The sequence below is a fragment of the Trichocoleus sp. DQ-A3 genome (genome assembly GCF_039961975.1).
Lineage (GTDB): Bacteria > Cyanobacteriota > Cyanobacteriia > Cyanobacteriales > FACHB-T130 > FACHB-T130.
Window position 1 is genome coordinate 20,818 of record NZ_JAMPKC010000041.1, and the last position, 14,057, is coordinate 34,874.

A 14,057-nucleotide genomic window follows, 5' to 3' on the forward strand; every position below is an offset into this window, starting at 1 on the left:
TCCAGTAAAAAAAAGCCCCGAACATTGCGAGGCTTAATTAATCTTGGGGTTCATCGTCATGAAAATAGAACTAACCTAATTGCGTCAACGATTGATAAATTCCAGTTTAGAAGCTCCTTCCCGCTCTCAGTTGAAACCATTCTAAGAACTCAGGGAATTTTCCCTCATCAATTACCCCTTCAACGTTGAAGGTAAAAAGATAAGCGTGGCGGGAGAAGTAGATGCCTAAGCGTTTTATATCGTAGGGGAGCTGTACGCCTTTCAGTGCATCAATCCGACTCAAAACATAGTATCCGACCAGTTGATTAAAGTCCCTTCTCTGCAAATCTAGTTCCCTCACCGTTTTGATATCGACGAGTAAATCATCAAGGATTAAATCTGCATCCGCACCCTTCACTAAAGAAGAGCTTTTGAATTGTGGATTTAAGATAACCGTCCCTGAAGTCTGAAATAAACTAAAATCAACGGCACTGATTAAAGCTCTTAAATCCCGAACGTCTTCTTCATTAACCTGTAGAAGATTTTCATCCATTCTTAAGGCACGATAAAAGCCATCTAGTTTAGCCAGTAGTAAGGTAGAGGTAAGAAGCTCATCAGTCAAAGTCTGGGTTGTCAGAAACTCTCTATAACGTTCTTTTGCTTGAGTCACAATCTGAGATGCTTGCTGACACAACTCATCTAAGCCTCTGCTATCCAGAATATACCAAGCATTCTCGGCTATCCAGGGAAGCTCAACCGCTTGTGGATTCAGTCTCTTCAGATGGAAACGCATCAAGTAATCAAACGCAGTTCCCACTATCCGAGAATTTTGAGTGAGAGGGGGAGCGAGTAGCGTCTGATTCCTTCCCAAGTCTGGTTTAAGGAATTCTGCCTTAAAGCGTTCGCGAACATCCTTTTCATTGACGAATGAAGTTAAACTCATTAGGATTCCTTCAGTAAACTAATGCAGAAAATCCAAGTTCTAAACTCTCAGAAATCTGCTAACTTTTTTAAAGTAATAGAAAGGTAACGGTCAAAGAATATCAATCAGATATTGACTGTTTGACCGAGTATCCCTCTTAATCTGAATGAGGTGGGCAGAGTAGATTTCTAAGTTCTAATGGAATTTCATCAAAATGCTCCAAAAGGAAATTTATTAAAGCAAGATGACGCATATCATCTCTGGTAGGACGGCGACGGTTTTTCTGATGAGAGAACCAGAAATTCACCGTTATCGGAGAGCGATCGCAGATTAAAGAAATTTCTTCGTAGGTTAATGCCCACTTATTACGAAACTGCTGGGGGGTCATCTGTAACTGACAGTAAGCATAATTTTGGATGAGTTGACGTTGGCGCTCAGTTAAAGGTTTTGGAGCCATTGAACACCTCCTATATAAATCACCGTGAGTGAGTTGACTGTTTATTTGTGAAATGAGTGGAAAAATTTTAGTAACTGCGTCACCTAGCTGCTTACACAAGCGCGATACTTCCAAGCTCTGCACGTTGTTTATTGTTTGTCGTGGGTAACTACGTGCCAATTGGCACTGAAAATCTAAGCCCAAAAGAAAGTGCAGATTCGGTCGATTATCAGTGGAAGCAACATGAGCGATCGCTGATTGAAATTAGTCACGAGTCAGTCACAGGTCACGAGTGTTCCCGAAAACTAGAACGCTGTAACCCTTGGTGGGCAAGAGCGTGCCCTCTCGTGACTAAAGACTTCAGGGCAACATAATGTCGATTGGGATACGAGGATAAGTCCCAATTGGAACTTAATCTTCAGTCAGGCGAATCCCACAGCACAGCCCAAACCCGAAAGCTAACAGCATCCCTTTGTGCAGTTCTTTGGGCTGAATCAACAGAGTTAAGAAACCGAAACAGCAGGCGATCGCCAAACTGGCAATTGAAATATTTTTGATTCTTCTGCGGCTTCTAGTTCTCATCACTCCCTCCACCTGCCCAGATTATTAGCCCTCTCTCATCCAACTCTTCCAAACTGGCGGCATTGATTTCTTCCACCACCTCATCGGGAAGCAATCGCACAATCAGTTCAATCAATCGGGCAATAAACTTATTCATCGCCCGTGCCTCCCGTCAATTCCTTGAACTGGGCATAAGCCTCCTTCCAAGCGGCTGAACCCCCCTTACTGACTTGCCAGAGCCGCTCAATAATCTGCGTTTGGTTCAATTCGGTTCGCAGTTGCTCAATAAGACGAACCGCCTGTGAACGGGTCAGTTCCATTGGCGTGAACCGGATATCAAAATCGCTGGAAGTATTATCGTTAGGTTGGTTCAGCGGTTCACGCGGCGGTTCAGATGGTTCGGATTGTGGTTCAGGTGGTTCAGCAGCCGATGGCATCTGCCAAGCATGGTTCAGCCGCTGCCTCGCTGCGTCCCAGTCTTGAGTTTGTTGAGTTGGTTGAAATGACTGAGAGCTGCGATCGCTGGCAAAGACATCTGGGTTCTCTACTAATGAGCGCAGATTGGGAATTGATATACGTCGCTTTTTTTCCGTTCCAGGCACAGTCAAATCACAAAATCCAGACGGTTTCCATCCGTCTGCTGATTTCGGATCGACTTCTGGAATCAGGCACAAGGTTACGCAACCACTTGACTTAAGTAGTTCAGACAAGCCCTTGGGGTTCCCGAACATTGTCATACTGTCGCTCTGCGCGGTTGCGATGGGAAAAACGACAGCCTTTCGAGAGGCGACTAACATTTTCTGCCAAAACCTCTGAACAAATTCTTCATCACCCCCTAGCAGGCTTGCCCACTCTCCGCACTCTTCCAATATCAAAGTAATGGGGTAGTGGTTGTAAGTTCCTTCCGGTTGGTTTTGGTACTCGGTGTAGCGAGATTCCACAATAGAAAGCACTTTATCTATGCCTTGGCGGATACTGTCGCCGCGCTCTTTATCGTCCTGACCAACTCCATAGAACTCACTACCTGCTACCAAATGTGGCTCTAAACCCCTGTACATCCCGTGTTTTTTGTGGGCATTAATAACGATAAATTTGTGACCTTTGTGTAGGCGATAGCGAATCAACCCACCATTGACTAGGGTTGTCTTGCCACTACCCTGTCCTCCAACGGCTTTTAAAAATCCCGCCATTAAGACAGGAGCGATCGCGCTGGACTCCAAAACGGTTATTAGGTCAGAGATTTTGGGAGCTGTCTGTGGTGATGCGGCAGATACATCTTTAACAGATGGCTCTCTTCTCTTGAACATTGTTGCGATCGCGCCCACTAAATTTGGATTACTCTGAGTTTCCCCAGCGCCCACTACTGACTCACTTTGTTCTTGAGCCTCTAAGAATTCTTCAGCGTCGGCAGTCAGAGAATAACCATTTTGTGATGCCCACTCAATCTGTCTCTGAACTTCTTGCACTCCGACCTGCGCGCTGAAGTCACGCAGTTTATCTCCTTTGAGGACGTGAGCAACGCAGCCATGTCGGGCGATCGCTTCTTCATTTTTATTCAAGGCATCAGTCCGCTTCCAAGCTTCGTAAAATGCCCATCCTCCTATCAACAATCCGGTGGGGGGGAATCCTGTGACCGAAGCACCTAATAGCCCTCCCAGGATTCCACCAACAATTAAAGCTTGAGAACCAGAACTACTTTGCTCTAAAGAATCGTGCGCTAATTTCTGCCAACAGATAGCAGGTAAATCTTTCTTCTTAGGATTAAAAGCTGACATAAGATTTCGTTGGTAAATGAAAATACAATCGCTGGGAATTGCACCCAGCTAAAAGAGGCTTTTAACCTACGATTGTGGAGCGTGTGCTGACTTCATAAAGTACGCGATTTCGCCTAACCAAAACAGCAGCCTGACGATGCCTTCAATAGCAAATAGAGTCAGCCCTAACATCAGAATGTTCTGCCAATCCAACCGACCCAGTTGACCTGTTGAAATCAGAAAAATAAAGTTACTGAATCCACCAGGTGCGGGAGGATAAACAGCAATACAGATACAAAAGTCAACAGCGTAAACAAACAGTGAAGCCGTTCTAGCCCGTGCAATTGTCAGAGACGGAAACTGGTTGTACCAAAGCTTGAGTGTTGCTAAGGTTGGTTCGTCATCCTCTTGAATGTCGAATTTATCAGAGCTGTCTGAGTGATTGATTAAAGTTCGTAAAAAGGCTCTATCACGCCTTAACACAGTTGGTAAGATCTCTAATGTTTGAATAATGAGGAACAGGGTCGCCCCAATGAACCAGTGGATGACTGAGAGAAACGCAAAAATCAAGCCGTTAACTAAAGGAATACTAGCGATAAGTTGATTCAAACTTGAATCCATCGTTTGCAGCATTGCAATCTTCGCAATTCTTACATAAGGTAAAACATTCATGTACGCGAACCAAATGGCAGCGAATACAGCTAGCCAATACAGAACTTTTACAACAGTAATCCCACTTCCACCCCGATAATGTGTAGCCCTAGGCATCTGTTTTCTCCTTAGTTATTCGTTGGTAAAACGTAGTTCAGTCGAGTTGATTTCCGCGCCGCTTCCACGACTTCACGATTGCCTGTAAATGCCATCTCTCCAACTACTGGAGTGCCATCGGCTCCAGGAATTATCTTGCCAGTATTCCCATTGGCATCACAAACCACAGTCCCCACTGGTAGGGGAGTCTGACGTTTTGAATCGATAACGGGCTGACCTTCTGAAAGAGATGTAAATGTAGTTGGATCTTGCTTTGAAACTACGAGTACACAGCCAGTCTGGTAACGTTCATTTGCGATTTCAGCCTGCATCTGAATCTGCTGTTGACTGACTCGTAACTCCATGTCTTTGGCAACATTTACTTGTGTGAGTTCTCTAGCTTTTCCTGTTGCTGCCATGTTCTTTTGAATCTCAGCACTATTGAAAAAGAAACATCCAAGAACTCCAACACCAAACAAAACAGAAACTTTATTGCGCTTGAGTTTTCTTGTAAATGTCATTTGATGTTTGCACCTCGTGTTCGTTTCACTTCGTCAATGAACTTATCCATTTTGCTAGCTTGAACTGGTGTCAATGTTCCGGCACCATCCAAATCATTGAATAAATCTTGATTGCTTGCGATGCGCCACTTTGAATTGAGTTGAGCAGATGGATTGTTTCTGTGGCGGTTCTCAATACGAAAGATGTGGTCTAAGACGTAGCTCTGGTTTGGCATGATTAAGAGTCAAATAAATCGGAAAAATTAAACTCAGTATTGTCATTGTCCAGTGCAATACTTTTAGCCTTCTGGTTGAATTTCTTCTCCCACTCTTTTTGTGCTTTTTTTAGGTCAGAGTTACGAGAGAAATGTGTAAAAGTCGTTTCTGATTGAGCCTCTACCTTGTAAGTAAGCCAGGTCATTTTGTCCTCTTTGCAATTACCTTGTGACATTCGTTAATTGCTCTCTGGTCTTGTGCATTCCGTTGATAACCTTCGAGCTGTTCTCTCGCTAAAGCTCCAGCAGCGATAGCAGCAAATTGATAGTTAGCGCCTTGGCTTACAAGTTGCTTGTAAAACTCTTGTTTGAGCTTCTGAGTTTCAGCTTTCATTGGCGCTTCATCCTCATACACTTCGAGTAAATTGAATGGATTGACTGCTGTTGCGAAGGCAAAGTCTTGATGAGCGCGAATGCTTCTGTGTCTAAACCCTGTGACCAAAACTCAGCTAGGGTACAAGCCGTTTCTAGACAGGCAGTGCGGGGTAATAGCTGTCCTTCCACGAATCCGATACCGTTGCGCTGGTTCTGTTTGATGCGCTGTTGGATCGCAGTCTTGATGTCTGTCATGATTAGAATGTCTCCTTCTGCGTTGTTAGTGGGAGGCGAGTAACAGCGGCTTGAGCCTGGTAAACCTTGCCGCTGGCTACTAAATTTTTAAAGTTCGATCGGCGTTGAGAAATCAGCCACGTCTGGTTGCTGAATTGGAAAGTCCTGTAAGGGTGCGATCGCTGATAACTCAATTTGATGGGGATTGGACTGCCACCAAGCGATAAAGTGCTTGCCATACCGACTCAGCATTAAAGTGATAACTTCGCTAATAGAGCTAGAGCTAGTGACTGCCTTAATTTCTTCTGCAATCGGTTGAACAGAGGGATTAAGAACAACTCGTGTTTGGGTTGCCATTATTCCATCCCCATCCCGTAGAGAGAAATTAGCTGAGCGAAGTTAGGAACATTAGGATGGGATGCAATTTTAAATCGTTGCTTGGTCGCTTGCACCAGGGGTTGAGCAAGGGTTGCACTGCCACCAATGATTAGCACTTCGCCTAAGTCTGAAAGCTGCTGTGTCCAAGCCACTTTTAGCTTGCTACGAATCTCCCCAATCCACTGCTCACAGCACTTTTGAAAAATTGGCTCGAAGTTAATTTCAGTGGTGCCATAGAGATAGGAATTGTCTGCGATCGCATCCATAATCAATCGCAGTTCGGGGGAATGCCCAAGCTGCGGTAACAGCGCCGCTGCAATTTTTTGAGCTAGTTGATACGTACCGGGGAGCAATGTATCGGCGGTGCGAATCATAGTTCCACTAGCAGAATAAAGCCGACCGATACCAGTTCCGCCACCTAAATCTAAAATCCCATTAACCTTATTTAGCGCACGAAATAACCCTTTCGATTTAGCAAACTTGTAAGCAGGTCGGGTTTCATCGCACGGTTCAACCTGGCGAACGGTTGCGACAATATCGACACTGTTGCGAGTGAAATCTTTAATGCCCTCGACTTTCTTAATGGCAGCGATCGCTTGCTTATTTCGGCTGTCTGGCAGCGCCACTGGCATGACTTCAATTAGAACTTGATTTTGACCTGGGTTAGGCTCAATCGCTACGAGTGCCAGCAACCAAGCGAGTTCGCATTTATCAGCCTCAAAAACGGCTTTACCTCCTAGTTCGGCAGCGAGTTGACCGATGACATAGCGGTGTCCATCGACTGCAATAACAACTGATTTTTCGTCGGGTTCGGCATCTTCCCAAAACTCCAATTCCTTGACAACTGATGGCAGAATTCGCACTCGATTGAGAGGGTCAATGTACTTGACGAAGCGGTTGCCGCCGTCTAGAGGTACTCGTTTGCGGAGATAGACGTTGGGTGTATACCTATAGCCGTATTGCGGCTTTTCAGTGGATAGAGTCATTGTTTCAATTCCTTGCTCAAATTAGCTGAGACTTTTGCGGGTTAGGCGTTTGAGGGCTTTACGTTTGAGTAGCAGGGGCAATGTTGTTTGTAGCCGCCTTGAGCGCCCCTTACGCCATCTCACGTCTATGGCTGTTATGCTAATAGGAATACAATCGATATGTCAACAGCGATTCGATTATATTTCCACAATAAAAGCCAAAGCTTAGGCTCTGTCTATCACGTGAGGGATAATCGTGATGTAAATTAAATCTCTACTCGTCTTTCTATGACGCAAATAAATACTTCAATTAGTGAGCAGCTGCATGAATTACTAAGCCAGATGTCAGAAGCTACTGGAATAAGCAAAAGTGGGCTTGTCGCTGAGTACGTGCGCCGGGGGCTGCTAGAGGATGCGGCAAGACAAGATATTGTTCTGAAGTTTCAACAAAATCTTAAAGCTCAGCAAAAAAAGCCAAGGTAATCCAAGCGGAAACAAACAAAAAACCATTGGAATTTTCCCTACCTATGGACACCTAGCATAGAGTTTTATAAGGGATTCAATTACCATGTCCTCACGGAGACTGCAATTAACACAGTAAATAGATACGGTTCAGCGTAACTTTCTGTAAGCGCTATCGCACTGCTCTTTGGAGCAAAAAAATAGTAGAAATAGTTAAAAGCTTAAAGTCCAATGAAAGCGATCACTAGGCAGGGCAACGATTTTAAGGTTTGCAAAGAAGAAAACATATATACTTGTATATACGTTTTCGCGAAAAACAGTTTATCTACATGTTTATCTACATTTAGATAAACCAAAAACCTAAAAAAACGGCTTTCAATCCAGTTAATAAAAAAGGACTAGAACTGGCTCCAGTAAATAGTTTCAAGGTTTTTGTCTGGTACAGAAAAAGGTATAGCCGACAAAGAAAATTCTTACGACGCTGGGTTACGTTTTTGGTTATTCCTGCTTATTTCTTGTCCCCATATTTTTTTCAGAACATAAGCATTTTAATGCTTATGTTCCATACGAGGGAATCCCAACCTGTGCAGTCATCGGCACTTCCACTATCAACAAAAAAACTATAGAATGCACTTAGTACGGAGGACTAGGATGCAAGCTCAGAAGGTGCCAAAAACGGTAAAAATGAACCATCGTATCGACTTCAACCAATTTGAGAAGCTAGAAGAAGCTGCGCGAGTGTATGGAGTAACCAAGAGCGAAATCACACGCGCTGCACTAGACGAATACCTAACGTCACTGGGGTTCATGCAAAATGACCCAGCAGTCTAGGACTACCGGGTCACTTTATATGAACATAGGGTTGAAGAATAAATCGCGAATACTGAATGCCGCTTCTTGCTGCCACTCAGCAGTTCGCGTACTCGTTTAAGGAGGACATTAAGCCCACTAGAACGAGGACAGCTAATATCTTTTGCAGGGATGTAAATCTGTCTCTCTGTTCGTGTCTCTCTCTTGATTGAGCGTTGTAGCTCTACTCAAATTTAACACCTTATTCGCTGCGTTGGAATAGGGTGGATTTTTGACATAGCGCTACGTTGCTCACTTAAATAAAGACAAAAGCGGCTTAATGCTCTCCTGATGTTTGAAGAAAACCAGGAGATTTTCAATGACTAGCTTTATTCAAGAAACCAGCCAAGAACAAGTTGCAGCTATTCTTTCGGCTCAAGATTCTGAAGAAACATTTGATATTCAAGAGCAAGCGATCGCTCATTTAACAGCACTGGGATACAACCGGGGAGAGCCGGTGTATATGCGATACATCCACCCAGTAACTAAAATATCTGCAAAAAAAACCAAGCTAAATTTTGATGAGTTAGGCAGCTACCAACAGAAAGGATACGACGCCTACTTTGTAGTCAACCCGGGCGGCGACTGCGACAACGACATCACCGAGGGTCGTGCAATTTTCTATGAACACGACAACATGCCAAAAGAAGAGCAGCTCTATCTGTGGCAGAAGTTGGGACTCCCAGAACCCACTTTCCAAGTCTATACAGGCGGGAAGAGCATTCATTCTTATTGGGTATTTAAAACCCCAATCTCAGTTGAGCTGTGGAAAGAGATACAGGTTGCCCTCATTAAATACTCAAAGGGCGACAAAAAGTTAGTTAATCCGAGCCGCATCCTGAGACTGGCTGGCAGCCGATACATGAAAGGAGCTGCCCCTGGTTCCACTAGAGCAGAGATCATCTCTGAATCTCTGAAAAAATATAGCTATGAGGAATTGCGGAATATTATCCCTCCACAATTCCTCCCTAAAGTTTCAAGCCCTGCTTCAACACTTCCTCTTGATCGCACACCTTCCACTCTTGATGAAGAGGTCGCATCTAAGTCCCAATTGGAACGGACCCCAAAACTTCAGATTGATCTTACACCTTCCCATCTTGATGAAGTTCCACTTTACCAATGCTTAACCAAAGACGATCGGAACCTGATTGACAACGGCACACCTGATTATCGCAACGAAACTGGGGCAAAACTGGCGCGAAATCTCATTGGCACCGCAATCAGATTGAATTGCTTAAAGATTCCCTTCTCAGGAGATCAGTGGAATCTCTTTCAAGATTACTGCCGCCGCTGCCCGTCTGGCGATGGGTGGGATGAGCGTGAGTGGGAGCAGATTTGGCAATCGGCGCTCAAATCCAATCCCACTGCCACGCTAACAGATGAAGCAATTGAAAATTGTGTGAAATCTTGGCAATGGAATCAGCAGAAGCGAGCAAAACCACCGCAGCCCTCAGATGGTTCACAGCCAGGGACAAACGCCCAACCACCTACGAAAAAAAGTTCTCCTAAGAAAACCATCCAGCAAGCGAGGACACAAAAAGGTCAAAAAGAGCAAGACCTTCCCAAAACTCTGCCAGCGCAAAAAGCAGAGAAAAAGAAACCAGTCCTAAAAAAGAAACCAGCGCTTCAGCCGATTCCAGAAAATCTGAGCCTGGTACGCCTTCCCGCACCCGCAACCGATGGACCACAACCTATCTCAACATTTAATGCAAGATACGGCGAGACAAAAGAGATTACTTACAGCTATTCAGAAAACCAATGGGTGGTAGGAATAGAGTGGAAGGACTTGAACAAACCTAAAGGAAGAGCTAAAAGGTTCAGTCAGTGGCATCAAAATAAAAAGGGAGAGGCAATTAACAAAAAAGGAGATTGCCCCTGGAAACCATATCGTATCGATGAAGCGTTAAATGCTGCCGCTGCATCTGACCCCGCTCTGGCACTTGCACTAACATTTGTCGAGCGAGAGGAATGTGTAGAGGCTTTACGTGCTGCCGGGTTAGCTTCTATCACTCTGCAAGAAGACAACTGGGGAAAAGAAGAGCTACAAAGAATGGTGGAGACAATCAAAGCTTCACCCGTCAAGTGCCTGGTTTTCCTAAAAGATAACGATGACACTGGTGAGAAAAAGGCTAAGGAGGTTTATGATGCCTGTGTCAATGGAGGATTAAATATTCTAATTGTCGATTCGCTTGCAATTTCCCCTCAGTTAGGAAACAAAGGGGATGTAGCCGATATCTTACAAGAGATGGAATCAGCAGAATTTATTGCCAGGTTAGAGCAATCCATTCATCGAGCAGTTCAGGCACGATGGACTGAAGTGCCGCTTGAACAATGTATTAAAGAGGAGGATCGAACTCTTCTTCATAGAGATTGGGGTTTTGGCAATAACGGAGTAGCCGGGGAAGATCGCCCGCTCGTTGGTGCCAGATTGGCAGCAAACCTCATTGGTACAGCAAAAAGGATGAGTGTGCTGGGTATTCCTATGAGTGGCTCTGCTTGGCTTCTATACCAAGGCTACTGTTCTGTCTGTTCTCTTGAACCTCGTGAAGGTTGGAAGAATGAGGACTGGGATAGAGCGTGGGAAGAAGGAAAGTCCAATCCTGCCGCGACTCTATCGGATGAAGAAATATGGAACCTTGCGAAAGATTGGCAACACACTCAGGAATCGAAAGCCAAACCAGATGGAGAGGTTTTTGAAGATGAAGAGAATTGGGAAGCGCCAGATGATTCCGCTAATCCAGATATTGTCCAGTCAAAAAGTAAGACTAAATACCGCTACTCAGTTATTCAACTGCACTGGGGGAACCGTCTAAGACTGAACGAACTGAAAAACATTATCGAACTTGACGGTCAGCCTTTAGAGCTGGACACAATCCCAATTCAATTGGCGGTTGAATTGGATGAAGATTTTTCCAAGGAACAAGCGATCGCCATTTGTACCGTCATTGCGAAGGCTAACTCTTATAACCCTGTCAAAGACTACCTCGAAGATTGCATTCAGAAACACACCCCAACTCCAATTGACATCGAGAACCTAGCCACACGTTGGTTTGGTATCAGCGATCGCCTGTCAAATATCTACCTCAAACGCTACCTAATTGGGGCTGTGGCGCGGATTTATCAACCCGGTTGTCAGGTTGACACATCGCTCATTCTGCAAGGCAATCAAGGCTTCAAAAAATCAACTTTCTTCCGGGTCTTACACCAAGGTTCTGAAATCCGCCAGTCTCATGAAACTTGGTTCGATGACACAATGTGCGATATCTCCAACAAAGATGAACGCGATAAATTACATCGTTTTTGGTGCCTGGAGTGGTCTGAATTAGAACGGGTACTTCGCAAAGGTGACGACCAAGTTAAAGCTTTTCTGACTACCAAAGCTGACACTTACAGACCTCCTTATGGGCGCGAACCCATCACCAAGCTAAGGCAGTCGGTCATTGTCGGAACAACGAACCGTGAAGAATTCCTCAGCGATGATTCGGGCGATCGCCGGTTCTGGGCTATTAAGATTGAACGCGCCATCGACTCCGCCCAAATTGAAGCTGAACGAGACATGGTTTGGGCTTCTGCGGTTGCTGCTTACAAGGCAGGCGAACAGTGGCACTTAACCGAGGAAGAGCAAGCCTTATCAACCGCCTCAAACAGTGAATTTCACACAACGGATTCCTGGTACGATTACGTCGCTGAATTCGTTCAGAACAGACCTCGGATTACAATCGCTCAGATACTGCAAACAGCACTAGAGTTTGACAAGTCGCGTCATGACCGGGCATCTCAAATGAGGGTTGCTAGCATCCTGAAACGCTTGGGTTGGGAGAAGGAGAAAAAGAGGATTGCCACTGATGGGACTAGAACTCACGCCTGGGTACCGCCATCACAACCTAGCGCCCCCCCAACCTCACCCCCTTCATCTACCCCTCCCTCTCGCTTAGAGGTTGGGCAGACCTCAAATGACGGCGTATCAACGTCTCCAGGTTCTACCCCCGTACAGTCTGCCCAACCTCGCCCAACCTCACATTCAGAGGTTGGGCAGACCTCAAGTGACGACGTATCAACATCTCCAGGCTTTGCTGCCCAACCTACCCAACCTTTTTCTCAAAACTTTTCTCAAACAACACCGACTCTAGAAAACACTTTGTCCACGCTCAACTGCGGTGATGAAAAAACTGGACAAAGTGTTTGCAGCAGTTTGGTTGGGCAGGTTGGGCAGGAAGTCCTAAACACCTCTCATAGCAATGATTTTGGGGGTGCCCAACCTACTGCCCAACCTACCGCCCAACCTAAAGACCAGGATGAGGAGGTTGGGCAGCAGGCGACTGAGGAAGAAAGGAAAGATATCGCGATGCTTCAAGTTGCAGAAACACCCGAAGAGGTAATGATTGTACTCTCTAGTTTTGTGAAGCATTCCGAAAGTTATGAAGATAGGCTTTTGGAGTTGGTAACACAGGCAGAGAAAGAGCGGATTGAAGCTCTAAAATTTGAGGCACAACGACAAGCGCAACCTGGAGTTAAGTGTTGGGTTTTGTGCAGTGAGGATTTTGTATGGAGAGAGGCAACTCTAATTTCTGTTCCTCAATTACCGGGAACAACATACTGGAGATTTGAGCTAGAGAATGAGTTTCCGGGGATAAAGAAAGATCAAATAATCCAGACCATGAGAAATAGTCTTGGGTCAAGTTGGTGGTTGATTGCTTAGTTCCGTTGCGGCGATCGCTTTCAATTGTTCGGAGGCGATCGCAACTGTTGTTTTCTGAAGCAGTGAACGGAGATGTCTCCTCTTTCTTGTGCAGCAATGGTTTTTTTCGGTCCCAATTGGGACGGAAGGTTGCGGGGTAAGTTTTAGAGATGGAAGGGCGGGAGTGGTTATTTTGAAGAACAGATAATTAACGGCTGCGACTTCCTACAGATATCTAAATTGCTGGAGCGTTGATTTTATTTAAAAGTGCGATCACTCACACGCTATCATCCCTCCATCCGCAAGTAGAGCAATCCCAATGTACTGAGGGGGGCTTTTTCATTTCAAAGGGCATCTCACAGTAGGGACATCTGCCCGTAAACATCGGGTGAGAATCCAGTAGTTCTAGCTTCTCCTCTGGCGTGAATCGCTGCTCCAGCATGGGTATTGGTTCACCATCATAAGTTGGTCGCTCCAACACTAGCTCGCCATCAATAAACCTCGTTCCTTCTGGTGCCCATAGTTCCTCCGGTTCAGCAGCAGGTCGGAAGTCGAGGCAGCGATCGCTATAGGGTTCCGTGGGATGCACGATACACACTATAAAAGGATTGTGAGGATTGAGCTGGCAGCGATCGCAAGTTAAGCCAGAAAGGTATCGACTATAGGATAGCGAATTAGCTGCTCAAACCCCTTGAGATTGAGTTAGTTTTCACTTCTAGATAGTAATAAACATTTATCCATCCGCACAATTAGCCCCCGAAATGAGCTAGAGGAGAAGACGCTCTTGGTGGTCTCATGGGATGCAAAGACCTCACAGCGTATTCTAGAAAGTCTTTGTCTTCGATTGAGCTGTTAAAATATAACCAAATAAAATCAACACACTGCGACCAGCTTCCACTATCGTGTCAACTCCTCTCAACTATCGCAGCACTTATCCTTGTGAGGAAATTATGGAGTTGAACGAAAGAGACAGGCTTATCGATGAGATCCTTGGAAAGTATT

At 45.2% G+C, this 14,057-nt stretch carries 17 protein-coding genes; 3 read left to right on the plus strand and 14 right to left on the minus strand.

All coding sequences use genetic code 11. The features are described 5' to 3' along the window. Window positions 1–106: 106 nt before the first annotated feature. Window positions 107–922 carry a hypothetical protein gene (locus tag NDI44_RS27175; RefSeq protein ID WP_190416427.1) on the minus strand — a complete coding sequence of 272 codons (816 nt, stop codon included), beginning with the start codon at window positions 920–922 and terminating at the stop codon, window positions 107–109. 136 nt (window positions 923–1,058) lie between these two features. Continuing rightward, window positions 1,059–1,358 carry a helix-turn-helix domain-containing protein gene (locus NDI44_RS27180; protein ID WP_190416428.1) on the minus strand — a complete coding sequence of 100 codons (300 nt, stop codon included), beginning with the start codon at window positions 1,356–1,358 and terminating at the stop codon, window positions 1,059–1,061. Between the two features lie 152 nt (window positions 1,359–1,510). On the opposite strand from NDI44_RS27180, the gene NDI44_RS27185 reads away from it, so the two are divergent. Further along, entirely contained in the window at window positions 1,511–1,711 is a 201-nt protein-coding gene (locus tag NDI44_RS27185; protein WP_348235337.1) for a hypothetical protein, read from the plus strand. A 37-nt stretch (window positions 1,712–1,748) separates the two neighbouring features. Here NDI44_RS27185 and NDI44_RS27190 read toward each other — a convergent pair whose 3' ends face one another. From NDI44_RS27190 to NDI44_RS27240, 11 genes are all read right to left on the minus strand, one after another. Then, complete coding sequence (locus NDI44_RS27190; RefSeq protein ID WP_190416430.1) at window positions 1,749–1,919, minus strand: hypothetical protein; 171 nt, start codon at window positions 1,917–1,919, stop codon at window positions 1,749–1,751. Further along, window positions 1,909–2,055 (minus strand): hypothetical protein, encoded by a 147-nt coding sequence (locus NDI44_RS27195; RefSeq protein WP_190416431.1) that lies wholly within the window; start codon window positions 2,053–2,055, stop codon window positions 1,909–1,911. The genes NDI44_RS27190 and NDI44_RS27195 overlap by 11 nt, the downstream gene beginning before the upstream one ends. Next, complete coding sequence (locus tag NDI44_RS27200; protein WP_190416432.1) at window positions 2,048–3,673, minus strand: hypothetical protein; 1,626 nt, start codon at window positions 3,671–3,673, stop codon at window positions 2,048–2,050. Before NDI44_RS27200 ends, NDI44_RS27195 begins: the two co-directional genes overlap by 8 nt. 66 nt (window positions 3,674–3,739) lie before the next feature. Then, entirely contained in the window at window positions 3,740–4,420 is a 681-nt protein-coding gene (locus NDI44_RS27205; protein ID WP_190416433.1) for a hypothetical protein, read from the minus strand. 11 nt (window positions 4,421–4,431) lie between these two features. Then, window positions 4,432–4,818 carry a hypothetical protein gene (locus NDI44_RS27210; protein ID WP_190416434.1) on the minus strand — a complete coding sequence of 129 codons (387 nt, stop codon included), beginning with the start codon at window positions 4,816–4,818 and terminating at the stop codon, window positions 4,432–4,434. Window positions 4,819–4,916: 98 nt separating this feature from the next. Then, window positions 4,917–5,135, minus strand: a complete 219-nt coding sequence (locus tag NDI44_RS27215; protein ID WP_190416435.1) for a hypothetical protein — start codon at window positions 5,133–5,135, stop codon at window positions 4,917–4,919. 2 nt (window positions 5,136–5,137) lie between these two features. After that, window positions 5,138–5,320: a hypothetical protein gene (locus NDI44_RS27220; protein WP_190416436.1), complete on the minus strand. Its 183-nt coding sequence runs from the start codon at window positions 5,318–5,320 to the stop codon at window positions 5,138–5,140. Continuing rightward, window positions 5,317–5,508 (minus strand): hypothetical protein, encoded by a 192-nt coding sequence (locus NDI44_RS27225; RefSeq protein WP_190416437.1) that lies wholly within the window; start codon window positions 5,506–5,508, stop codon window positions 5,317–5,319. Before NDI44_RS27225 ends, NDI44_RS27220 begins: the two co-directional genes overlap by 4 nt. Further along, on the minus strand, window positions 5,505–5,744 hold the full coding sequence (locus NDI44_RS27230; protein WP_190416438.1) for a hypothetical protein: 240 nt from the start codon (window positions 5,742–5,744) through the stop codon (window positions 5,505–5,507). The genes NDI44_RS27225 and NDI44_RS27230 overlap by 4 nt, the downstream gene beginning before the upstream one ends. A gap of 87 nt (window positions 5,745–5,831) precedes the next feature. Next, window positions 5,832–6,080, minus strand: coding sequence for a hypothetical protein (locus tag NDI44_RS27235; RefSeq protein WP_190416439.1), 249 nt, complete (start codon window positions 6,078–6,080; stop codon window positions 5,832–5,834). After that, window positions 6,080–7,087, minus strand: coding sequence for a hypothetical protein (locus tag NDI44_RS27240; RefSeq protein ID WP_190416440.1), 1,008 nt, complete (start codon window positions 7,085–7,087; stop codon window positions 6,080–6,082). Before NDI44_RS27240 ends, NDI44_RS27235 begins: the two co-directional genes overlap by 1 nt. Before the next feature lie 1,092 nt (window positions 7,088–8,179). Here NDI44_RS27240 and NDI44_RS27245 point away from each other — a divergent pair. Together NDI44_RS27245 and NDI44_RS27250 are read left to right on the plus strand one after the other, a co-directional pair. Next, window positions 8,180–8,359 (plus strand): ribbon-helix-helix domain-containing protein, encoded by a 180-nt coding sequence (locus NDI44_RS27245; protein ID WP_190416442.1) that lies wholly within the window; start codon window positions 8,180–8,182, stop codon window positions 8,357–8,359. A gap of 337 nt (window positions 8,360–8,696) precedes the next feature. Beyond that, window positions 8,697–13,076, plus strand: coding sequence for a virulence-associated E family protein (locus NDI44_RS27250; RefSeq protein WP_190416443.1), 4,380 nt, complete (start codon window positions 8,697–8,699; stop codon window positions 13,074–13,076). Window positions 13,077–13,332: 256 nt separating this feature from the next. Here NDI44_RS27250 and NDI44_RS27255 read toward each other — a convergent pair whose 3' ends face one another. Then, the gene (locus NDI44_RS27255; RefSeq protein ID WP_199305102.1) at window positions 13,333–13,644 is read right to left on the minus strand and encodes a hypothetical protein; all 312 of its coding nucleotides are present in this window, start codon (window positions 13,642–13,644) and stop codon (window positions 13,333–13,335) included. Window positions 13,645–14,057: the final 413 nt, after the last annotated feature.